This window comes from Streptomyces sp. NPDC047453, from assembly GCF_040643155.1.
GTDB lineage: Bacteria > Actinomycetota > Actinomycetes > Streptomycetales > Streptomycetaceae > Streptomyces.
In genome coordinates, this window is sequence record NZ_JBEYTS010000099.1 from 1 (window position 1) to 19,367 (window position 19,367).

General features: G+C 72.0%; 23 protein-coding genes and 2 pseudogenes. 16 read left to right on the forward strand and 9 right to left on the reverse strand.

All coding sequences use genetic code 11. The features are described 5' to 3' along the window. Positions 1–48 precede the first annotated feature (48 nt). Together ABZ818_RS38840 and ABZ818_RS38845 are read right to left on the reverse strand one after the other, a co-directional pair. Complete coding sequence (locus ABZ818_RS38840) at positions 49–699, reverse strand: ankyrin repeat domain-containing protein (RefSeq protein ID WP_361425860.1); 651 nt, start codon at positions 697–699, stop codon at positions 49–51. Between the two features lie 243 nt (positions 700–942). Next, entirely contained in the window at positions 943–1,515 is a 573-nt protein-coding gene (locus tag ABZ818_RS38845; protein WP_361425920.1) for a heme-binding protein, read from the reverse strand. A gap of 332 nt (positions 1,516–1,847) precedes the next feature. Here ABZ818_RS38845 and ABZ818_RS38850 point away from each other — a divergent pair, with 332 nt between their 5' ends. Both ABZ818_RS38850 and ABZ818_RS38855 read left to right on the forward strand, forming a co-directional pair. Then, the gene (locus ABZ818_RS38850; RefSeq protein ID WP_361425863.1) at positions 1,848–3,161 is read left to right on the forward strand and encodes a sensor histidine kinase; all 1,314 of its coding nucleotides are present in this window, start codon (positions 1,848–1,850) and stop codon (positions 3,159–3,161) included. Next, complete coding sequence (locus ABZ818_RS38855; RefSeq protein ID WP_361425866.1) at positions 3,158–3,820, forward strand: response regulator transcription factor; 663 nt, start codon at positions 3,158–3,160, stop codon at positions 3,818–3,820. Before ABZ818_RS38850 ends, ABZ818_RS38855 begins: the two co-directional genes overlap by 4 nt. A 48-nt stretch (positions 3,821–3,868) precedes the next feature. Here the strand turns inward: ABZ818_RS38855 and ABZ818_RS38860 are convergent, their stop codons facing one another. The 3 genes from ABZ818_RS38860 to ABZ818_RS38870 form a co-directional block, all read right to left on the reverse strand. Further along, positions 3,869–4,300: an SRPBCC family protein gene (locus tag ABZ818_RS38860; RefSeq protein ID WP_361425923.1), complete on the reverse strand. Its 432-nt coding sequence runs from the start codon at positions 4,298–4,300 to the stop codon at positions 3,869–3,871. A gap of 96 nt (positions 4,301–4,396) precedes the next feature. Further along, the gene (locus tag ABZ818_RS38865; protein ID WP_361425869.1) at positions 4,397–5,077 is read right to left on the reverse strand and encodes a response regulator transcription factor; all 681 of its coding nucleotides are present in this window, start codon (positions 5,075–5,077) and stop codon (positions 4,397–4,399) included. Beyond that, the gene (locus ABZ818_RS38870) at positions 5,074–6,339 is read right to left on the reverse strand and encodes a histidine kinase (protein WP_361425872.1); all 1,266 of its coding nucleotides are present in this window, start codon (positions 6,337–6,339) and stop codon (positions 5,074–5,076) included. Before ABZ818_RS38870 ends, ABZ818_RS38865 begins: the two co-directional genes overlap by 4 nt. A 131-nt stretch (positions 6,340–6,470) precedes the next feature. On the opposite strand from ABZ818_RS38870, the gene ABZ818_RS38875 reads away from it, so the two are divergent. Next, a complete protein-coding gene (locus tag ABZ818_RS38875) occupies positions 6,471–7,046 on the forward strand; it encodes a methyltransferase domain-containing protein (protein ID WP_361425875.1) in 576 nt (191 codons plus the stop codon). A 138-nt stretch (positions 7,047–7,184) separates the two neighbouring features. Next, positions 7,185–7,355: pseudogene (locus tag ABZ818_RS38880) on the forward strand (DUF6083 domain-containing protein); the annotation flags it as partial. Positions 7,356–7,369: 14 nt separating this feature from the next. Here ABZ818_RS38880 and ABZ818_RS38885 read toward each other — a convergent pair. Continuing rightward, complete coding sequence (locus tag ABZ818_RS38885) at positions 7,370–8,026, reverse strand: class I SAM-dependent methyltransferase (protein WP_361425878.1); 657 nt, start codon at positions 8,024–8,026, stop codon at positions 7,370–7,372. A gap of 586 nt (positions 8,027–8,612) precedes the next feature. Between ABZ818_RS38885 and ABZ818_RS38890 the strand changes: the two genes are divergently transcribed. The 3 genes from ABZ818_RS38890 to ABZ818_RS38900 all read left to right on the forward strand — a co-directional run bounded on the left by ABZ818_RS38890 (position 8,613) and on the right by ABZ818_RS38900 (position 11,033). Continuing rightward, positions 8,613–9,113, forward strand: a complete 501-nt coding sequence (locus tag ABZ818_RS38890) for an anthrone oxygenase family protein (protein WP_361425881.1) — start codon at positions 8,613–8,615, stop codon at positions 9,111–9,113. Positions 9,114–9,141: 28 nt separating this feature from the next. Continuing rightward, positions 9,142–9,954 (forward strand): alpha/beta hydrolase, encoded by an 813-nt coding sequence (locus tag ABZ818_RS38895; protein WP_361425884.1) that lies wholly within the window; start codon positions 9,142–9,144, stop codon positions 9,952–9,954. A 119-nt stretch (positions 9,955–10,073) separates the two neighbouring features. Next, positions 10,074–11,033: a DUF5996 family protein gene (locus ABZ818_RS38900; protein ID WP_361425926.1), complete on the forward strand. Its 960-nt coding sequence runs from the start codon at positions 10,074–10,076 to the stop codon at positions 11,031–11,033. 29 nt (positions 11,034–11,062) lie between these two features. Here the strand turns inward: ABZ818_RS38900 and ABZ818_RS38905 are convergent. Continuing rightward, positions 11,063–11,182: pseudogene (locus tag ABZ818_RS38905) on the reverse strand (VOC family protein); the annotation flags it as partial. 119 nt (positions 11,183–11,301) lie between these two features. On the opposite strand from ABZ818_RS38905, the gene ABZ818_RS38910 reads away from it, so the two are divergent. From ABZ818_RS38910 to ABZ818_RS38920, 3 genes are read left to right on the forward strand one after another with little or no spacing between them, the layout of a single operon-like run. Then, positions 11,302–11,859, forward strand: coding sequence for a pyridoxamine 5'-phosphate oxidase family protein (locus tag ABZ818_RS38910; protein WP_361425887.1), 558 nt, complete (start codon positions 11,302–11,304; stop codon positions 11,857–11,859). A 15-nt stretch (positions 11,860–11,874) separates the two neighbouring features. Then, positions 11,875–13,104, forward strand: coding sequence for an amidase (locus ABZ818_RS38915; RefSeq protein ID WP_361425890.1), 1,230 nt, complete (start codon positions 11,875–11,877; stop codon positions 13,102–13,104). A gap of 31 nt (positions 13,105–13,135) precedes the next feature. Beyond that, complete coding sequence (locus tag ABZ818_RS38920) at positions 13,136–13,732, forward strand: hypothetical protein (RefSeq protein ID WP_361425893.1); 597 nt, start codon at positions 13,136–13,138, stop codon at positions 13,730–13,732. An 87-nt stretch (positions 13,733–13,819) separates the two neighbouring features. Here ABZ818_RS38920 and ABZ818_RS38925 read toward each other — a convergent pair whose 3' ends face one another. Then, positions 13,820–14,689: an alpha/beta hydrolase gene (locus tag ABZ818_RS38925; RefSeq protein ID WP_361425896.1), complete on the reverse strand. Its 870-nt coding sequence runs from the start codon at positions 14,687–14,689 to the stop codon at positions 13,820–13,822. 285 nt (positions 14,690–14,974) lie between these two features. Here ABZ818_RS38925 and ABZ818_RS38930 point away from each other — a divergent pair, with 285 nt between their 5' ends. Continuing rightward, complete coding sequence (locus tag ABZ818_RS38930; RefSeq protein ID WP_361425899.1) at positions 14,975–15,460, forward strand: carboxymuconolactone decarboxylase family protein; 486 nt, start codon at positions 14,975–14,977, stop codon at positions 15,458–15,460. A 129-nt stretch (positions 15,461–15,589) separates the two neighbouring features. Here the strand turns inward: ABZ818_RS38930 and arsM are convergent, their stop codons facing one another. Beyond that, positions 15,590–16,393, reverse strand: a complete 804-nt coding sequence (arsM, locus tag ABZ818_RS38935; protein ID WP_361425902.1) for an arsenite methyltransferase — start codon at positions 16,391–16,393, stop codon at positions 15,590–15,592. 106 nt (positions 16,394–16,499) lie between these two features. Between arsM and ABZ818_RS38940 the strand changes: the two genes are divergently transcribed. The 5 genes from ABZ818_RS38940 to ABZ818_RS38960 form a co-directional block, all read left to right on the forward strand. After that, positions 16,500–16,871 (forward strand): metalloregulator ArsR/SmtB family transcription factor, encoded by a 372-nt coding sequence (locus tag ABZ818_RS38940; protein ID WP_361425905.1) that lies wholly within the window; start codon positions 16,500–16,502, stop codon positions 16,869–16,871. After that, positions 16,868–17,602 carry an MIP/aquaporin family protein gene (locus ABZ818_RS38945; RefSeq protein WP_361425908.1) on the forward strand — a complete coding sequence of 245 codons (735 nt, stop codon included), beginning with the start codon at positions 16,868–16,870 and terminating at the stop codon, positions 17,600–17,602. Before ABZ818_RS38940 ends, ABZ818_RS38945 begins: the two co-directional genes overlap by 4 nt. Positions 17,603–17,663: 61 nt before the next feature. Next, positions 17,664–18,086: an arsenate reductase ArsC gene (locus ABZ818_RS38950; protein ID WP_361425911.1), complete on the forward strand. Its 423-nt coding sequence runs from the start codon at positions 17,664–17,666 to the stop codon at positions 18,084–18,086. Continuing rightward, a complete protein-coding gene (locus ABZ818_RS38955) occupies positions 18,083–18,592 on the forward strand; it encodes an N-acetyltransferase family protein (RefSeq protein WP_361425914.1) in 510 nt (169 codons plus the stop codon). The genes ABZ818_RS38950 and ABZ818_RS38955 overlap by 4 nt, the downstream gene beginning before the upstream one ends. A gap of 196 nt (positions 18,593–18,788) precedes the next feature. Then, positions 18,789–19,367: multicopper oxidase domain-containing protein (locus ABZ818_RS38960; protein ID WP_361425917.1), on the forward strand; the 579-nt coding region annotated here is incomplete at its 3' end.

Genomic DNA, 19,367 nt, shown 5'->3' on the forward strand with positions numbered 1-19,367 from the left:
CCCGCACCGCGACGACCGCGGTGCGGGCGCGGTGACCGGTGTGCCCGCTCATCGCCGCTCGGCCGTGCCGCGTTCCGGGTCCGCCTGCGCTTCGGCCTCGCGCAGCAGGGCCGCGATCCCGCGGAAGCCGCGGCGTTCGGCGTGGGCGCGGGCCGTCGTCCCGTCGGCGTCCGGCAGCAGCGGGTCGGCGCCCGCCCCGAGCAGCACCTCCACGATCTCCTGATGTGTGCGCCCGCCGTCACCGAGGATCACCGCCTCCAGCAGCGCCGTCCAGCCGAGCCGGTTGACGTGGTCGACGTCGATGCCGGTCTCGGCCAGTACGGCCCGTACGTAGGCCACGTGACCGCGCTCGCTCGCCGGGATCACCGACACCCCGCCGAACCGGTTGGTCAGCCTCAGGTCGGGCCCACCGGGCAGCAGTGTGCGCATCATCGCCACACTTCCGGTGACGCCGGTCACCAGCCAGGCGCTGTCCAGGCGGTCGTCCTGCGCGTTCACGTCCGCGCCCGCGTCGACCAGCACCCGGGCCGCCTCCACCTCGTCGGCGAGGGCCGCTCGCAACAGGGGCGTACGGCCCTGCTCGTCACGTGCCTCACGGTCGGCGCCGGCTGCGAGCGCCTCGCGGACGGCGGCGACGTCGCCGTGGTGTGCGGCGTCCAGCAGGGCGCGGTCGGTCGGGGAAAGCGACTTCTTGGCCACGACGGAACTCCTCCACAGAGTGGCAACGGACAACGGGACGACAACGGCGTCGGCGGCAAGGACGACAAGCAAAGCAGAAGAGCGGAAAAGGGTGGTCGGCGAGGGGCCGGGAGGGCGGGAGAAGCCGGAACCCGCGGCGCGCGAGGCGAATGCCCCCGCGCGCCGCGGTGGCCGAGTGCCCGCCCGTTCGGGACGTCGCTCACTTCGGGACGCCGGTCACTCGGGTGGTGCTACAGGATGGGGTCAGTCCCCGTTGCTGATCGCCGCGACACCGGCCTGGGCGAACTTCTCGTCCAGGTCGCCGGAGGGGGCGCCCGCGACGCCGATGCCCGCGATCGGACCGTTGTTGTGCGCGACCGGGGCGCCGCCCGCCAGGAACAGGGTGCCCGGGATGTCCTTCAGGGTCGGTGCCGAGTCCAGGCGCTTGACCAGCTCGGAGGTGGGCGCGTTCCAGGAGACGGCGGTGTACGCCTTCTTGATCGCCGAGTCGTAGGACTGGGGGCCGGCACCGTCGCCGCGCAGGGTGACGATCGTGTTGCCGTTGCGGTCCACCACCGCGACGGTCACCCGCTGGCCCTCCTTCTGGGCGGCCTTCAGCGCCGCCAGCGCGGCGTCGGCGGCGGCGTCGGCCGTCAGGTGGGTGCTGGTGGTCGTCGCCTTGCTCTTCACCGCGGCCCCGGCCGCGACCGGAGCGGTGGCCGGGGTGTCGGCGGAGGCGGACACCGCTCCGACCACACCCGCACCGACCGCTGCCACGGCCGCCACGGAGGTGATGGCCTTGGCCCGGGCGGAGAACTTCTTGGCCTTGTGCTGCATCACGGGTACCTCTCCAGTCGTGTCACGTTCCCCGAGCACCCGGACCGCCGGATCGGCCGTACCTGAGCGGGTGTCGGAGAACTCGGCGCTTGCTGCGCCGTGCCTCAACCCTCGACCCGCTCAGCACGCCCGACCGTCGACGTACCGGCTGCTTCCGGCGGGCGGAACGGCGGACGTCAGGGTCACCCGATCGGTTGACCCCCTGCCGTGCCGGCCGGGCGACAATGGCAGTGTTCGCCGAGCTCGGGGCCCTTCCGCCGAGGCCGCGCCGAGGCCTGCGCGCCGCCGAGCCACCGCCATGTCCGTACGTCCCGGCCGGGGAGGAACAGCCCATGCCGTCCAGGAACCGGCCCTCCCCGGCCGGCCCGAGCACCGCCGACAGCGAGTCCCGCAGGCTGGCGTTCGTCATCCATCTGGCGTTCTTCCTGCTGCTCGGCTCCGCCCTGTTCCGGTACGTCCAGCGGCACAACGCCCAGCCCCAGGTGCCGGCTGTCCTCGCCCTGGCCGGCGTCCTCGCCCTGCTGTACGTCGTCGGCCACCGTACGGCGGTCGCCGCGGCCGGTGCGGGCACGGCGGCCGTCCCCGGGACGGATTCGCCCTCCTCGCTGGGCTCGGCCTCCGCGGGCCGCGGGCGGCCTCCCCTCACCGGGCTGCTGTGGCTGGGCGCGCTCGTCGGCGTGTGGGCCGTACTGGTCGCCCTGGCGCCCAGCTTCGCCTGGTGCGCGGTGCCGCTGTTCTACACCGCGCTGCGCACCCTGCCGACGCCCGCCGCGTACACGCTGGTGACGTTCTTCACCGCCTTCGTCGTCGTCGCGCAGTTGCGGCTGGCCGACCGTCTCGACGTGGACCTGGTGATCGGTCCCCCGGCCGTCGCCGCCCTGGCGACCGCGGTCTTCACCTACATGGACCGGCAGGCGACCCGGCAGGCCGCCCTGATCCGCGACCTGGTGCGCACCCGCCGCGAACTCGCCGCCACCGAGCGCCGCGAGGGCACTCTCGCCGAGCGCCAGCGGCTGGCCATGGAGATCCACGACACCCTCGCGCAGAGCCTGTCCAGCCAGCGGATGCTCCTCCAGGCCGCCGACCGGCTGTGGGAAACCGAACCGGCGCGGGCCCGCGCCCATCTGCGCACCGCCGGGTCGATCGCCGAGAGCAGCCTGGCCGAGGCCCGCCGATTCGTGCACGACCTGGCGCCCGCCGACCTCGCCGAGGGCGGCGGCCTGGAGTCGGCCCTGCGCGTCCTGGCCACCCGCGAGACCACGCCCGGACTCACCGTGACCTGCCTCGTCGACGGCACGCCGGGACCGTCCGGGCTGCCGGACCGGGTGCAGTCCGCGCTGCTGCGCATCGCCCAGGGCGCCCTCGCCAACGTCCGGGAGCACTCCGGTGCCACCCGGGCCGCCCTCACCCTCACCCACCTGGAGGACCAGGTCCGGCTGGACGTCGCCGACAACGGCCGCGGCTTCGACACCGCCGCGCTGCCGGAGCGCGCCGTCGGGGTCCGCGGGCACGGCCTGCCCGCGATCCGGGCCAGGGTCGGCCAGCTGGGTGGCACCCTCACCATCGAGTCCGCGCCCGGTGACGGCACCGTCGTCTCCGCGGCCGTCCCGCACCGTCCCACTACCGCGGAGGTCCCCACTCCATGAACCGGACCGAACCCACCGAGGGCACCGAACCGGCGACCGTACGGCTCGTCCTGTGCGACGACCACGCCGTGGTCCGCGCCGGGCTGCGCGCCCTGCTCGGCAGCGCCCCGGGGATCGACGTGGTGGGCGAGGCGGACAGCGGCGCGGAGGCCGTCGCGCTCGCCTCGAAGCTCGTCCCCGACGTGGTCCTCATGGACCTGCAACTCGGCGACGGCATGGACGGTGTGGAGGCCACGCGCCGCATCACCGCCGACTCCGGCGGCTCGGTCCATGTGCTGGTCCTGACGACCTACGACACCGACGCCGACATCACCCGTGCCATCGAGGCGGGCGCCACCGGCTACCTGCTCAAGGCCGAGCGCCCCGATGAGCTGTTCACGGCGATCCACAGCGCCGCCGCCGGCCGCACCGCCCTGTCCGCTCCCGTCGCCCAACGGGTCATGACCCGCATGCGCAGTCCGCGCCCCAAACTCACCGACCGCGAGCGCGACATCCTCGGCCAGCTGGCCCGCGGGCTGACCAACCGGGACATCGCCAAGGCCCTCTTCCTGAGCGAGGCCACCGTCAAGACGCACCTGGGGCGCATCTACGACAAGCTCGGCGTCGACACTCGCGCCGGCGCCGTGGCCGTCGCCAAGGAACAGCGCCTACTGCCCTGACGAGCACGGCCGGCGCGCTCGCGGGTCTTCCTTGGGTCTTCCCGTCACTCACCGGCTGTGTTCGGCGTACTCCCGGAAGTGTTCGAGATCGCTGCGGACGAGCCGTTCGATCGCGTTGGCCTGGGCGAATCCCCTGGGGCCGCCGAATGCCTCCCGGACGGTGTCGGGATCGTACTCCAGTCGTGCCTGGACCCGGGTATTTCCCTGGTCGATGGGGTGCAGGGTGAGGGAGCACTTCAGTTCCGGGGCTCCCGTGGTGTGCCACTCCATCACGCGGTCTCCGGCGCGGTCGGAGACCTCGGCCTCCATCTGCCGGGACCGTCCGCCTGCCTCGACGTCCAACTGGGCGCGGCCATCGGCCTCCGCACGGGCGTCCCGCACGCCGTCCATGAAGCGGGGATAATTCTCCACCCGGTGAAGGCTGTCCCAGGCACTGTCGATGGGGACTCCGACGTCGATGTGTTCTTCGAGGGTGCTCATGGCGACCTCCACGGCTCGGCTCACGTCGCACGTCCTTCTGCCTCCAGTGTGCGCCCCGTCCCGGCGGGCCGGGGGCCCGGAGCAGGCGGCCGGGAGTCAGGCGCCCACCCGTACCAGGCCGCTCTCGTAGGCGAAGACGACCGCATGGACGCGATCCCGCAGGCCCAGCTTGGACAGCAGGCGGCCGAGGTGGGTCTTGACGGTGCTCTCGCCGAGGAAGAGGCGCGCGGCGATGTCCGCGTTGCTCAGTCCCCGGGCGACCAGGGCCAGCACCTCACGTTCACGCTCGGTCAGCCGCGACAGCCGCTCGCGCTCGGCGGGGCGGGCCTCGGGCAGGACGAAGCGCTCCACGAGGCGGCGGATGACGGAGGGCGCCATCATCACCTCGCCCCGCAGCACGGCCCGTACGGTGACCAGGATCTCCTCCCCCAGCGCGTCCTTGACCAGGAACCCGCTGGCGCCCGCGCGCAGCGCTCCGTAGGCGTACTCGTCGAGGTCGAAGGTGGTCACCACGAGGACCTTCGGAGCGGACGACCGGGCGCAGATGTGCCGGGTGGCGGCCAGGCCGTCAAGGTCCGGCATGCGTACGTCCATGAGGACGAGGTCGGGTTCCAGTTCGGCGCTGAGGGCGACGGCGGTGTGCCCGTCCGCGGCCTCCCCGACGACGGTGAGGTCGGGCTGGCTGCCGATCACCATGCGCAGCCCCATCCGGATCAGCTCCTGGTCGTCGCAGAGCAGCACGCGGTACGGAGGGTGCGGCGCCGCGGGCCCGCTCACCGCACCATCCCGGCAGGTGCGGGCGGCCCCGGCCGCAGCGTCGCGTCCACGCGGTAGCCGCCCTCCGGGGTGGGACCGGCGCAGACGGTGCCGCCGTAGAGGGCCGAGCGCTGCCTCATCCCCTCGACGCCCCGCCCGGCCGAGGGCAGGGCGACCTTGGGTGCGGTTCCCACGCCCGGCGAGTTGTCGACGCGGATGCGGATGCGGCGCTCCGGTCCCGGAGAGCCGACCTCGACCAGGACCCGGACCGCGGCGTTCGGTGCGGCGTGTTTGACGACGTTCGTCAGCGCCTCCTGCACGATCCGGTAGGTCTGCAGAGCGGCGCCCGCGGGCAGGCCGCGCCGGTCCCCGCGCAGTTCCAGGGTGGCCGCACCGGGGAAGCGGGCGACGAGGGAGCGCAGCTCGTCCAGGCCCGGCTGCGGCCCGTCCGGCCCGGTGCGCGGGTGCCCGTCCTCCTCGCCCTCCTGGTCCTCCTCGTCCTGCTGAGGACGCAGCACGTCCAGCAGGCGACGCAGTTCGACAAGCGCGTCGCGGCCGGTGGCACTGATCGTCTCGAGCGCCCGGTGCGCGGCCGCCGGGTCGGCATGTCCGGCCAGCCTGCCGCCCTCGGCGTTGACGACCATGACGCTCACGCCGTGGGCGAGGATGTCGTGGATCTCACGAGCGATCCGTGCGCGTTCGTCGGCGACGGCGGCGCGGGCCAGAACGGCACGCTGGGACTCCGCCAGTTCGGTGCGGCGCGCGAACTCGGCGAGATGGGCGCGGCGGGCGCGGACGTACTCGCCCCACACCCACGACCCGGCCAGCCAGAACATCACGGAGGCGGGCGTCCACCAGGCGCCGTGCCCTCCTTGAGCCCCCTGTTCGTAGGACCGAAGCCAGTCCGGAACCCACAGCAGCACGCACCCGGACGCGCACGCGGCCGCCGCGGCGGCGGGGCGGCGCAGACCGCGGACCACGAGCGTGTAGAGCAGCGCCGCCATGGCGAGGGCGCCCGGGCCCACTTCCTGCCCCCACACCTGGCCCAGGTACTGCGCCCAGAACGCGGCCGTGACCACCACGGCGACGACGTGGGGGTGCCGGCGCCGCCACAGCAGCGGCAGGACCAGTGCGGCGTGGACCACCACCTGCACCCACACCGGCCGCCAGCCGGCCTGTTCGCGGATCACGGGCGGTACGCCCACCAGGACCACCAACACCGCGTCCGGCAGCCAGGGATGACGCCGCCGCCAGTGCGACAGGCTCTCCATGAGACGAAGCACCGCCTCAAGCTATGCCGCCCCGCAGCCCGGCACGTCGTCCCGTGGGGGGCAGTGGGATCCTCCCCGAGGACTACACACCCGGCCCCCGGACACGACGTACGGCTACGCCGCGGGTGCCGAGCATGAGCGGCATGTCGATCACCACGCAATTCCTCAAGCACCCGCTGACGACGGGCGCGATCGCCGCCAGCTCACCGGGGCTGGCCCGCGCCATGACCCGTGGGATCGGGCTGGAGACCGCCTCTCTCGTCGTCGAACTCGGCCCCGGCACGGGCGCGATCACCCGGTCGATCCTGCGTCTGATGGCGCCGGGCACCCGCCTGGTCGCCATCGAGATCAATCCCGGGTTCGCCGCCCGCCTCGAAGCCGCTCACCGGGACGACCGGCTCACCGTCGTCCGGGGCGCGGCATCCGAGGTCGCCACCGTGACCCGGGAGCCGGTGCACGCGGTGGTCTCCGGACTGCCGTGGACCGTCATGCCCGAACGGCAGCGACACCGCACTCTCGAAGCCGTCGCCCAGGTGCTGAGGCCGCGGGGCCGCTTCACCACCTTCGCCTACTGCCACGCGGCCTGGACCCCGCCCGCCCGCCGCTTCGCCTCGGAACTGCGCCGCCATTTCGCCACGGTGGAGCGCACCGCGGTGGTGTGGCCCAATCTGCCGCCGGCGTTCGTCTACCGGGCCGGCCACCAACCGGCGGAACGCTGACGGAATCACGCCGCCTCCGGCTCCGGGTGCCCGCGGTGCACGGCCGGGCTACGCTCCCCGTATGGCTGGTCCCTCGGCGGCCACCGCTGGCACGCCGACACCGACGGCACCGCGTGGAACGGCGGCCCGGAGGAACCCTCACCCGGCACCACCTGCCGCATCCCCCATCAACTGGCGTGCCCAGGCCTGACTCCGGACGAGATCGAACCGTGGCGGTGGCCGGCCTCGGTCCGCGAGGAGAACGCGCGACGGGCCTGGCAGAAGGCCGATACCGCAGGCTGTCCCGGGCGCCTGCCCGACACCGGATGAGCGGCAGCGCGCGTTCAGTGCTCTGCCTCGCGGGGGCGCTCGGCCGTGCCGAGGATGTGGGTGGCCGCCGGCAGGGGGAGGCGGGTTTCGGGGAAGGCGAACCTCTCCGCCTCCATGAGAGTGAACCCGGCCGCGATGATGGCGGACTGCGTGTCGCGGCCGGTGTGGCAGCCTCCGCACAGCAGTGGCCAGAAGGTCGCGTCCACGGCACGCTGGACGCGGCGCATGCCCGGCGTGTCCGCCTGGACGTGCTCGAAGAACCGCATGCGGCCTCCGGGCCGCAGGACGCGGCGGATCTCGGTCAGGGCCGCTGCTGGGTCTGCCACCGAGCACAGAGTGAGGCACACGACGGCCGCGTCGAACGAGGCGTCGGGCACCGGCAGTTGCTCGGCCCGGCCGTCCACGACCTCCACCTCCGCGGGCACGGCGCGGGCCGCTTCCGCGGCCAGGGCACGCAGTCGGGGCTCCGGCTCGACGGCCAGAACGCGTCTCACCTCGGCGGGGTAGTGCGGGAAGTTCAGTCCATTGCCCGCGCCGATCTCGACGACCCGGCCGGACAGACCGGCCACCAGGCGCTTCCGGTACCGCGTGATGCCGGCCCTCTCCAGGCCGGGGCCTGCGACACGGGCGTAGAAGCGGGCGAAGACGGGGTGGCGGACCTCTGAGGCCATGGCGGATCACCGGATTCATGTGAGGGGCGGTGCCTGGTGGTCATCGCGAGCATGTGCTCCGACCCAGCACACCACACAAGTAACCTGCTGACGCTTGTCAGAAGCACCCCCTAGAGTGATCCGCCTATTGATCTGATGGTGTGCTGAAACGGGGGAAGAGTGAGCAGGAACCTGCGGATCGGAGCGTCCAAGCGGTGGGCGTGCGCAACGGTCGTGGCCGTCGGCACACCGGCGGCTTGTAGCAGGCATGACGCGGTCGTTCCCGGAGCGGACGGGACAGCGGGAATCCGCAACCCCCCGCGCCGGGCCAGAACCTGAGCGGCGCCACCCTCTGCGACAAGACGCACATCACTCGCACCAGTTGCATCCGGATCGGAGCGATCGGCACCAAGTCCTGACGCGGAAGCCGCGCATGACGGCTCCCAGCCGCGGCTGTCCCGAATTGGTCAGGCGGCTTCTCCCGGCACCAGGCGCTTCACCATGGCGTCACTGTTTCTCCGGCCCGTTCGCCCCCACCGGGTTCCTGCCGGCCGCGCGCCGTGGCTTCGACCCGGCGTCGGCATCGTCACCTACCCGAGGAAACGACGTGAAAGCACTCGCCACCTCTTCCCTGCTGGCGGCCACCCTGGCCACAGGCCTGATGGCCGGCCTGTTCGCGGCCTTCGCCTACGCCGTGATGCCCGGTCTGCGCCGCGGTGACGACCGTACGTTCGTCGCCGCGATGCAGCAGATCAACAAGGCGATCCTCAACGGTTGGTTCATGACGTGCTTCCTGGGGGCGATCCTGGCGCTGGCGCTCGCCGCCGTCGCGCAGTGGTCCGGCGGCGACCGCAGGGTCTTCGTGTTCGTCCTCGCCGCGCTGGTGCTGTATCTGGCGATGTTCGTCATCACCGCGGCGGTCAGCGTCCCGCTCAACGACGAGTTGGCCGCCGCCGGCCAACCGGACCGCATCGGCGACCTCGCCGCCGTGCGGGAGCGCTTCGAGTCGGGTTGGGTCGCCTGGAACATCGCTCGCGCCGTGACCTCCACGGGTGCGTTCGGCTGCCTGGCCTGGGCTCTGGTCCTGCATGGCCGCTCCACCCACTGAGACGATCGACGATCGACGGGAGTTCGGCATGGCGTGGTCCGAGCGCATCGTGACGCGAGACGGTGTGCGACTCGTCTGCAGGGACTGGGGCGGGCTCGGCCCGCCCGTCGTGCTGTTGCACGGTCTGGCCGGCCACTCGGGCGAGTGGGACGCGACAGCCCGGCGTCTGAGCTGCCGGTACCGGGTGGTCGCGGTCGACCAGCGAGGGCACGGCGCCGCCGAACGCCACCCGAGGGACGTCTCCCGTGCCTCGTACGTCGCCGATGTCATCGCCGTTGCCGATCAGCTGGGGTTGCGACAGCCGGTGCTGGTCGGCCAGTCCCTGGGCGGGCACACGGCCATGCTCACCGCCGCCGCACATCCCGACCGGGTCCGCGCGCTCGTACTCGTCGAGGCCGGCCCGGGTGCCGGGAACCCGAACGCTCCCGCCGAGATCGGCGGGTGGCTGGACTCGTGGCCGCTGCCGTTCACCTCCCGGGAGGCGGCTGTCCGGTTCCTCGGCGGCGGCCCGGTCGGCGAAGGCTGGGCAGCCGGTCTGGAGGAATGCGACGGTGGCTGGTGGCCGCGTTTCGACCGGGACGTGATGGTCGACTCGCTGGCGGAGAACGCCCGGCGCTCCTTCTGGGACGAGTGGGAGCAGATCGTGTGCCCGACCCTGGCGGTGCTGGCCCGGTCCAGCATCATCCCGCCGCACGAAGTCGACGGCATGCTCCGTCAAGGCCCCGTCACCAGGGCCGTCAGCATCCCCGGAACCGGTCACGACCTGCACCTGGAGCAGCCCGACACTCTGCACACCCTGCTCTCGGACTTCTTCGACGATCTCGCGCCCGCCAAGCGATGACGTTCGACGTCGAGAGGCGTCTCGCACGAGATGCCACACCTGCCCCGCGCGGCCATCATGGTCATCCAGGCCCCGGTCCGGCCGTCAGGAGCGTCGGCCGCATGGGAAGGATGATGACCATGGAGCTGTTCCCGCCGATCCCGCTCGCCGAGTGGCACGACACCAAAGAGACGCTCCATCGCTTCGCGCAGATCGTCGGGAAGGTCCGCCTCGCCGCCAGCACCCGGCGCAACCACTGGTGGAACGTCCCGTTCCACCTCACGGGGCGCGGCACCACGACGCGTCCGATGGGACAGGTCGACGGCAACCCGATCTTCACAATGGACTTCGACTTCGTAGCGCATCGGCTGGTCGTCTCGACGCTGGACGGCCGGGAGATCTCCTTCCCGCTCGTCGGCCAGTCCGTGAAGTCCTTCCACGCCGCGGTCATGGACTCGCTGGCCGCGCTGGGCATCCGGGTGCGGCTCGACGTGCCCAGGCCCTTCGACCTGCCCGACTCCGGCCGGCCGTTCGCCGAGGACGCCGAGCACGCGACGTACAACCCCGCGCAGGCCAACCGCTACTGGCGGGTCCTCAGCCAGGTGGCGTCGGTGCTGGAGGAATTCGCCGCGGGGTATTCGGGGAAGGTGAGCCCGGTGCACCACTTCTGGCACACCTTCGACATCGCGCACACCCGGTTCTCCGACCGTCGCATCGAACAGCCCCAGCAGGTGGACCCGGTCACCCGGGAGGCGTACTCCCGGGAGGTGATCAGCTTCGGCTTCTGGTTCGGCGACGACGCCTTCCCCGCGCCCGCCTTCTACTCGTACACCGCTCCCGAGCCGGCGCACCTGGCCGAGGAGCCGCTCCGGCCCGCGGCGGCGCACTGGGTCGCCCGCCTCGACAGCCACCTGGCCGTGCTGCCGTACGACGAGGTCCGCGCCGATGCCGACCCGCGTGCCGCCGTGCTCGCCTTCTACGAGAGCGCGTACCAGGCCGGTGCCCGGTGCGCCGGATGGCCGATCGACCCGCTCGCGTGCCCGGGCGGGGTGACGGACCCGCAACTGTGGTCCCCCACACCTCACCCCGCCTCCGGCTGAGGCTCAGTGGCAGCCGCGCACCGCATGTCGTTCAGAAAGCTGGAGGCGCTGCGGGGGTCGTCCGGCGGGCGCAGTACGACGTCGGGCTTGTCGTCGGTGGGGCCGCCGCCGGGGTTCAGGATGATCCAGCCGTCGGCGATCTTGTCGACGTGCAGTCGGGCACGTACTCAGAGTAAGAGCTGGTCGATCACGCGGCACCCGCACGCCGAGGAGCGATGATTTCGGCGCGGGCCGCCGGTCGTTATGGGTGAGGGAAAGGAGTTCCGCCATGCCGACACAGGGAACCTCGAAGCAACCCACGACCGAGTTCGACGCCCGCTACAGCTCCGCACTCAATCCGCGCCCGGGTGCCACGGAGGTCACCGCCACCGAATGGGCCGAGGCCCAGCGGCTGCTGAAGTCCGCCGAGATCTTCTGGGTGTCCACGGTGCGGCCCGACGGCCGGCTGCACGTCACTCCCGTGATCGCCGCCTGGCACCACGGGGTGCTGTACTTCTCCACCGGCCCGGGGGAACAGAAGGCGAGGAACCTCGCTCATGACGCGCACTGCGCACTGACGACCGGGGGAAACTCGCTCACCGAAGGGCTCGACCTCGTGGTCGAGGGCACGGCGGAACAGGTTGCCGATCCGGCGCTGCTGGAGGAGGTGATCGCCGCGTACGAGGCCAAGTACGGACCGCACATCACCTCCCCCGAGGGCACCTTCCACGGGATCGGGGACGCGTTCCGTAAGGGCGACGCGGTGGTGTTCGCGGTGGCTCCGGGCACGGCGTACGGCTTCGGCCGGGACGGCGGGGTGTACACCCATACGCGGTGGAGGTTCTGAACAAGGAGGAAGCAGGTGATCGGCACCAGCGAGTACGCGGATCTGTCCGCCCTGGACATCGCCCGTCATGTGCGGCACGACGATGTGACGGCCGTCGACGTCGTCGAGGCCGCCCTGGCCCGGATCGCCGAAGTCGATGATGACGTAAGAGCGTTCACCGAGGTCTGGGCCGAGCAGGCACTCGCTCACGCGGCCGATGTCGACGCACGGCTCGCCCGCGGCGCCGTACTGCCTCTCGCGGGTGTGCCGATCGGCGTCAAGGCGAGCGAGGGCCCCGGCTCCTACCAGAACACCCGGCTGGTGGCCGCCGGGTGCGTGCCCGTGGGTGCGACCTCGGTGCCGCGTACCAGCCGTGGCTGGCAGACCTACGGGCACACGGACCGGGGTCCCACCCTCAATCCGCTCGATCCGGCGTGGTCGCCCGGCGGCTCGTCCGCGGGTTCGGCGGCCGCGGTCGCCGCCGGACTCGTCCCTCTCGCCAGTGGATCCGACGGTGCCGGATCGGTGCGCATCCCCGCCGCGTGGTGCGGCATCGTCGGCTTCAAGCCCACCAATGGCCTGCTCCCGGCCCGTGATCGGGCGGGTTTGAACTCGCCCGGCGTCCTGGTGGGCGACCCGCTCGACGCCCTCGCCCATCTCGACGCGGTGACCGAGTCGCCGGTTCCGGCCGCCCGCTCCACGTACCCGCTCCGAGCGGTCTGGTCGGCCACTTTGGGATACGCGGACACCGATCCGGCGGTCGCCGCCGTCGCCCGCCGCTCGGCGAGAAGCCTCGCCGAGGCCGGACTGATCACCCTGGCCGAAGGCTCCGACCTGGCACTCGTCGACCCCGCCCCCGCCTGGACGGCCCTCCGCGCGGGAGCGCCTTCTTCGACCGAGGGTGTCAGCAGGGTCGTCAGCACCAACGAGGAGCGACTGCGCGACTGCTTCCAGCGAGCCGACCTCGTCCTCACACCCACCACGCCCCACCCCCCGCACGGCCACGACGGGCCAGGAACGCGGATGAGCGTCGCCCTGACCTGGGCGTTCAACCTCAGTGGTCATCCAGCGCTCAGCCTTCCGGCAGGGATCACGGCCCAGGGAGCGCCTGTCGGTCTCCACCTCGTCGCCCGCCACCACGAGGAGCGACAACTCCTCGACGTCGCCGACCGCGCCACCCGTCTTGGCGCCCTCCCCCGGTCACTCGGGGGTGGTTCGGCGTCCGAGCCGGTGCCGCGGCGTTGTCAGAGGGTGGTGGCACAGTGACGGACAAGGATCGAGAGGCGTGGAGGGGGCGATGGGGGATTTCTTCGAGCGGATCGTCGATGTAGAGGTGACCGGCGAGGAGGCCGGGCCGCTCGCGGATCGGATGGTCGACTGGATGGTCACCGAGGGTCTGATCACGCGTGAGACGTCCGGCGACGGCGTGTACAGCCTGAACGTGGATGAGGGCTATGTGCCGGGCCCGAACTGGGCGCGGGCCGTCGCCGACTCCTCGGACCCGGACTGGCCACCGGGCCCGGTGGCCGTGAGCGTCGGACGCGACCACCACTGCGGGGGTCAGGGAGTGGACGACGCGGAGTACGCCGTCTGCCCCCGGTGCGAGACCAAGACCGTGATCATCCGCTATCCCGAGGAGTTCGAGGCGGACGAGGAGGTCTGGCGGCCTTTCAGGGACGGCATCGCCGCCTGGAAGGACACGGGTGACGGCAGTGCCCCCTGCTCCGCCTGCGATGCCTCGGTCCCGGTCACCGAGTGGCGGTGGGAGTCCAATTTCGCGGTGGGCGCCCTCGCCTTCGACTTCTGGGGGTGGCCACCGCTCTCCACCGGCTTCTGCGCGGAGTTCAGCCGGCGGCTGGGACACCGGACGGCGGAGCAGATGGGCAAGTTCTGAAACGACCCCCGAACTCTTCGCTGCGGCCACACCCGTTGCCTCCCTGCGCCCCGTTGCGGTCGCACCGGGGCGCAGGGAGGACGATCGTCAGCGAGCGTCGTCGAGGACCTCGCGCAGCCTGTGCGCGAAGGCCTCGGGCTTACCGGCGTAGCCGGACTCGCCGCCGAGGAAGCCACCGTGGTGGCTGGGGAACACCGTCGCCTGCTGACCGAGCAGTTCGGCCGCCGCCTCCGAGGTGCGTCCGGTGAAGGTGTCGAGGGTCTCCTCACCGACGGCGATCAGGACCCGCGTCGGCGTCGAGTTCAGGGCGTCGATGTCGGGTCGGTAGCCGCTGACCGCCCACGACCGGTCGGAGAGCAGCGGGTCGTCACGGGAGCCGTCGTCCTCGGTCGGCATCCCGAACGCGGCGGGGTCCGGGGCGGGTTGGGCGAAGTAGTCGTCGGTGAACTCGCCCCGCCACGAGGTCATCGCGATGAACGCCGCCATACCGGCACCCCATCCCTTGTCCTGGTACGCCTGCCGGACGGCGGCCCGGGCGCGCTCGGCGGCCACGGCGTCGGGAAGCACCGGGATGAGCGGCGGCTCGTGCGCCACCAGAGTGGTCACGTCGTCGGGGTACGCCGCCACGAGGGCGAGCGCGGTCACGGCGCCGCCGCTGCTCCCGAACATCTCGACCGGGCCCGTTCCGAGCGCCTCGATCACGGCGTGCACGTCGGCGGCCTGATGCTCGGGCGCGTGGTCGACCCGGCCATCCTTGCGGGTGCTGCGGCCGAGACCGCGCGGGTCGTAGGTGACCACGGTGCGGTCGGGGAAGTGCGACGCCAGGGTGCGAAAGCCGCCGGCGTCCATGGGCTGGCCGATCATGACCAGCGGCGGACGTCCGTCGGCGGCCGGCAGCGGGCCGTGGACGTCGTAGGCGAGGTCGGCTTCAGGAGTCCGGAGGATCTGAGTCGTCATGAACGTTGGACCCCCGCGGCGTCCAGAACTCATCGCACCCCGCGCGCATTGACCTGTGCCGGCCGCAACGCCGCGCACTCGCTGCGCTCGCTCTTCACCGGCCGCTCCCGTCTGTTCGCTTCCGACGACGCCAGGCGCACAAGACACCGGTCGGCGCGGCTTTGTGACACCCATGAGCGGTGGCGCACGTCACACCGCCACTCCGTCACAAAGAGCGGGTCGCCGGCATCTCGTGTTCGTCCAGCGCAACACGACGAGTGATGAGTGACGGGTGAGGACGACATCATGAACGCTCGGTTCAACCTGTTCGAGAACGAGATCGGCGCCAAGTTCGCCAAGCGGTTCGCAGGCGCCGGCCTGGTGGTCCAGCAGTCGCCGCTGCCGAGGTCCACGCAGGAGCTGGTGGCGCTGCGCGCCAGCCAGATCAACGGCTGCGGTTGGTGCATCGACATGCACACCAAGGAGGCGGCGACCGCCGGCGAGACCGCAGTACGGCTCCACCTGGTTGCCGCCTGGCGCGAGTCCACCGTGTTCACCGAAGCCGAGCGGGCAGCCCTGGCGCTCGCCGAAGAGGGAACCCGGCTCGCCGACGCCCACCAGGGCGTGTCCGACGACACCTGGGCCCAGGTGCGCAAGCACTACGACGACGACCAGATCGCCGCACTGGTCTCCCTGGTCGCCCTGATCAACGCGGCCAACCGGCTCGCCGTGATCGTGCACCAACAGGGCGGTTCCTACGAGCCCGGCATGTTCGCCGCCGCGTTCGACTGAGCTGCGGCCACATGGGACCCGGCCCGGGATCATCCGATCCGGGGCCGGGCCCACTGAGGTCCGGGCGGCGGCGCGGTGCCGGTCCGAGCCGCCTCCACCCGGTCGTCACCTGCCGGCCCGGGGCGCCGCTCAGGCGGAGGTGTCGGTCGGCGTCGGCTTGGTGGCGCGGATGGTCGCGGAGTGCATGCCGTCCGCGACCGGGTGGGTCGGGGTGATCTCGATGCCGGTGAAGCCGGCGGCCTCCAGGCCCGCGCGGTATTCGGCGAAGGACAGTGCGCCGGCGATGCAGCCGGCGTAGTCGCCGCGTTCGGCGCGCTGCTCGGGTGTGAGGGCGTCGTCGGCGACGACGTCGAAGACGCCGATGCGGCCGCCCCGCTTCAGGACGCGGAAGATCTCGGCGAAGACGGCCGGCTTGTCGACGGACAGGGTGATGACGCAGTTGGAGATCACGACGTCGATGGTGTGCGCGGGCAGCGGGATCGCCTCAATGGTGCCCTTGAGGAACTCGACGTTGGTCGCGCCGGCCCTCTCCGCGTTGGCAAGGGCCAGGGCGAGCATCTCCTCGGTCATGTCGAGGCCGTAAGCCCTGCCGGTGGGGCCGACGCGGCGGGCGGAGAGCAGGACGTCGATGCCGCCTCCGGAGCCGAGGTCGAGAACGCGCTCGCCCTCGCACAACTCGGCGACGGCGGTGGGGTTGCCGCAGCCGAGGGAGGCTGCGACGGCCTCGGCGGGCAGGGTGTCGCGTTCGTCGGCGGCGTAGAAGGTGGCGCCGAAGTTCTCGTCGACCTCGACGGGCTGCGGTCCGCAGCAGGCGGTGGCGCCCTCGGTGACCTCCACGGCCGCCGCGGCGTAGCGCAGTCGGACGGTTTCGCGCAGGTGCGAGGGCTCGTGCAGAGGGGTGGTTCCGTGCAGGGTGGTGGGCTGCTCGCTCATGACTTCACTCCCGGGTGACGGGGCATGACGATGCCCCGGAGCGCCTTGTATTGACGTTCGTTGATGCAACGTTGCGCCCTGAATCGAAAAACGTCAACATAGAGGCATGTCGAAACAAGGGCTTGAGGTGATCGACCAGGACGCCGGCTGCTGCCGGGGCCTGGCCGCCGCACCACTGGACGAGGAGCGGGCCGCGGAGCTGGCGAAGGTGTTCAAGGCCCTCGGGGACCCGGTCCGGCTGCGGCTGCTGTCGATGATCGCCTCGCGTCAGGGCGGAGAGGTGTGCGTGTGCGAGATGACGCCCGCCTTCGAGCTGTCCCAGCCGACGATCTCCCATCACCTCAAACAGCTGCGCCAGGCCGGACTCATCGACTGCGAACGGCGCGGGACCTGGGTCTACTACTGGGTGCTGCCAGGCGCGCTGGACGAGCTCGCCGCCTTCCTGAACGCCCCCCGGACCGCGGAGGCCGGCGCGTGAGCGCGCTGCTCGGCCGGCGCGTCGCCGCCGAGGCCATCGGCACCGGGCTGCTCGTCGCGGTCGTCGTCGGCTCCGGCATCCAGGCGACCGCGCTCTCCCCCGACGTGGGCGTGCAGCTGCTCGCCAACTCGCTCTCCACCTTCTTCGGCCTGGCCGTACTGATCGCCTTGTTCGGTCCGGTCTCCGGCGCGCACTTCAACCCCGCGGTCACGATCGCGGCCTGGTTCACGGGCCGCCGCAGGCCGGGCGGCCTCGCCCTGCGGGATGTCGCCGCGTACGTCCCGGCCCAGGTGGTGGGCGCGATCGGCGGGGCGGTGCTGGCCGACGCGATGTTCGCCAGGCCGCTGGTGAAGTTCTCCACCCATGACCGGTTCGCCGGTCATCTGTGGCTGGGCGAGGTCGTGGCGACCGCCGGGCTGATCGCCCTGATCTTCGGTCTGGAGCGCGTCGGCCGCTCGGCACTGGCTCCGGCCGCGGTGGCCTCGTACATCGGAGCCGCCTACTGGTTCACCTCCTCGACCTCGTTCGCGAACCCGGCGGTGACCGTGGGCCGGGCCTTCACCGACACCTTCGCCGGGATCGCACCCGCCTCCGTCGCCCCGTTCATCGCGGCCCAGCTACTCGGAGCCGGGCTCGGACTCGCCGTCGTGGCGGCGGTGTACGGCCGCCGGACACCTGCCGCGGACCACGCCGCCGTCCCGCACGGCGAACCCGGACTCGCGTCCTCCTGACCACTCCCCCATCGAGCTCACCTCTTCCCGACCGCTCCCACTCTCGAGAAAGTCACCGGCCATGAGCACTCCCGCCCCGCGTCCCTCGGTGCTGTTCGTCTGCGTCCACAACGCCGGGCGCTCCCAGATGGGCGCCGCCTTCCTCGCCCATCTCGCGGGCGAACGGGTCGAGGTCCGCTCGGCCGGCTCAGCGCCCGCCGACGCCGTCAATCCGGCCGTGGTCGAGGCGATGAAGGAGGCCGGCGTCGACATCTCCGCCCAGAAGCCGAAGGTCCTGACCACCGAGGCCGTGCGCTCCTCGGACGTGGTGATCACGATGGGCTGCGGGGACGCCTGCCCCGTCTTCCCGGGCAAGCGGTACCTGGACTGGCAGCTGGACGATCCCGCCGGGCAGGGTGTCGAGGCGGTCCGGCCGATCCGGGACGCCATCGAGCAGCGGGTGCGTGAACTGCTCGGCGAACTCGGCATTCCGGCCGCGGCATGACCGGCGCGCCCACGCCCGTCCGCGTCGCACCGATGCGGCCGGAACACGCCGAACAGGTCCTGGCGATCCACCGGCTGGGCATCGAGGAGGGCGACGCGACCTTCGAGACCGAGGCGCCGACCTGGGAGGCGTTCGACGCGGCGAAACTGCCCGACCACCGTCTGGTGGCCCTGGACGCGGACGGCCGGGTGCTGGGCTGGACCGCGGTCGTGCGGGTGTCCGACCGGTGTGCGTACGCGGGCGTGGTCGAGCACTCCGTCTACGTCCACCCCGCGGCGCGCCACCGAGGCGTCGGATCCGCGCTGCTCGGCGCCCTCCTCGCCTCCACCGAGGCCGCCGGGATCTGGACCGTGCAGTCGGGCATCTTCCCGGAGAACACGGCCAGTCTCGCCCTTCACCTGCGTGCCGGGTTCCGAGTCGTCGGCACCCGCGAGCGCATCGGCCGCCACCACGGTCGCTGGCGCGACGTCGTCCTCGTCGAACGCCGAAGCCCGACGGTGCGGTGACACTCCGGGCAGTCCCCCACCCCCGGCCGGGAGCGGCGGCTCGTACGACGTAGAAGGCGAGACCGGGCGGAGGGGGCCGGATCCTTGATCTCGCCCGGCGCTGCCACGAAGGCGGACACTGGCCACAAAGGGGGAGGGTTCGAACCCCATACCGGCCAGGGGCTTACTCGGTTCCTGACCAGGAAGGGAGCAGACCGTGCAGATCACCCGTCGCGACGTCCTCAAGCTCGGTGGCCTGGCTCTGCTGGCCGGTGGCGCCGCGAAACCGGCCTCCGCCTCCACGGCGCCGTCCGCCTTGCCCGTTGCTCGGGGCAAGGCGGATTACACGGTGCGGATCGCGACCGGGCTCGTCGAGCTCGCGCCCGACACGATCGTGTCCACCACGACGTACAACGGGCGGTTCCCCGGCCCGCTGCTGCGGTTCACCGAAGGCCGCCCGGTCGTGGTCGACGTCCACAACGACACCGGCACCCCCGAACTGCTCCACTGGCACGGCCAGCGGGTACCCGCCGAGGTGGACGGGGCGGCGGAGGAGGGCACCTCGTACATCCCCACGCACGGGATGCGGCGTCTGTCGTTCACGCCCGGACCGGCCGGTTTCCGCTTCTACCACACCCATGTGGCCGCACATGACACGAACCTGGGTACGTACACCGTTGACGTGCTCCCCGTCCTAAAGACCAAGGCCATGAAGTTATGGGCTGTTGGGTGCTGTCAACAGGATGTCGATGCTGATGGTGGCTTTGTAGGTGCGTCGGTCGACGCGCAGGCTCTT

Coding starts and splice junctions, on each gene's coding strand:
- arsM (WP_361425902.1), bottom strand. CDS start 16,393: ATGAGCGAGCAGCCCACCACCCTGCACGGAACCACCCCTCTGCACGAG.
- ABZ818_RS38940 (WP_361425905.1), top strand. CDS start 16,500: ATGTCGAAACAAGGGCTTGAGGTGATCGACCAGGACGCCGGCTGCTGC.
- ABZ818_RS38950 (WP_361425911.1), top strand. CDS start 17,664: ATGAGCACTCCCGCCCCGCGTCCCTCGGTGCTGTTCGTCTGCGTCCAC.
- ABZ818_RS38855 (WP_361425866.1), top strand. CDS start 3,158: ATGAACCGGACCGAACCCACCGAGGGCACCGAACCGGCGACCGTACGG.
- ABZ818_RS38875 (WP_361425875.1), top strand. CDS start 6,471: ATGTCGATCACCACGCAATTCCTCAAGCACCCGCTGACGACGGGCGCG.
- ABZ818_RS38850 (WP_361425863.1), top strand. CDS start 1,848: ATGCCGTCCAGGAACCGGCCCTCCCCGGCCGGCCCGAGCACCGCCGAC.
- ABZ818_RS38955 (WP_361425914.1), top strand. CDS start 18,083: ATGACCGGCGCGCCCACGCCCGTCCGCGTCGCACCGATGCGGCCGGAA.
- ABZ818_RS38900 (WP_361425926.1), top strand. CDS start 10,074: ATGGAGCTGTTCCCGCCGATCCCGCTCGCCGAGTGGCACGACACCAAA.
- ABZ818_RS38895 (WP_361425884.1), top strand. CDS start 9,142: ATGGCGTGGTCCGAGCGCATCGTGACGCGAGACGGTGTGCGACTCGTC.
- ABZ818_RS38920 (WP_361425893.1), top strand. CDS start 13,136: ATGGGGGATTTCTTCGAGCGGATCGTCGATGTAGAGGTGACCGGCGAG.
- ABZ818_RS38885 (WP_361425878.1), bottom strand. CDS start 8,026: ATGGCCTCAGAGGTCCGCCACCCCGTCTTCGCCCGCTTCTACGCCCGT.
- ABZ818_RS38845 (WP_361425920.1), bottom strand. CDS start 1,515: ATGCAGCACAAGGCCAAGAAGTTCTCCGCCCGGGCCAAGGCCATCACC.
- ABZ818_RS38910 (WP_361425887.1), top strand. CDS start 11,302: ATGCCGACACAGGGAACCTCGAAGCAACCCACGACCGAGTTCGACGCC.
- ABZ818_RS38930 (WP_361425899.1), top strand. CDS start 14,975: ATGAACGCTCGGTTCAACCTGTTCGAGAACGAGATCGGCGCCAAGTTC.
- ABZ818_RS38925 (WP_361425896.1), bottom strand. CDS start 14,689: ATGACGACTCAGATCCTCCGGACTCCTGAAGCCGACCTCGCCTACGAC.
- ABZ818_RS38860 (WP_361425923.1), bottom strand. CDS start 4,300: ATGAGCACCCTCGAAGAACACATCGACGTCGGAGTCCCCATCGACAGT.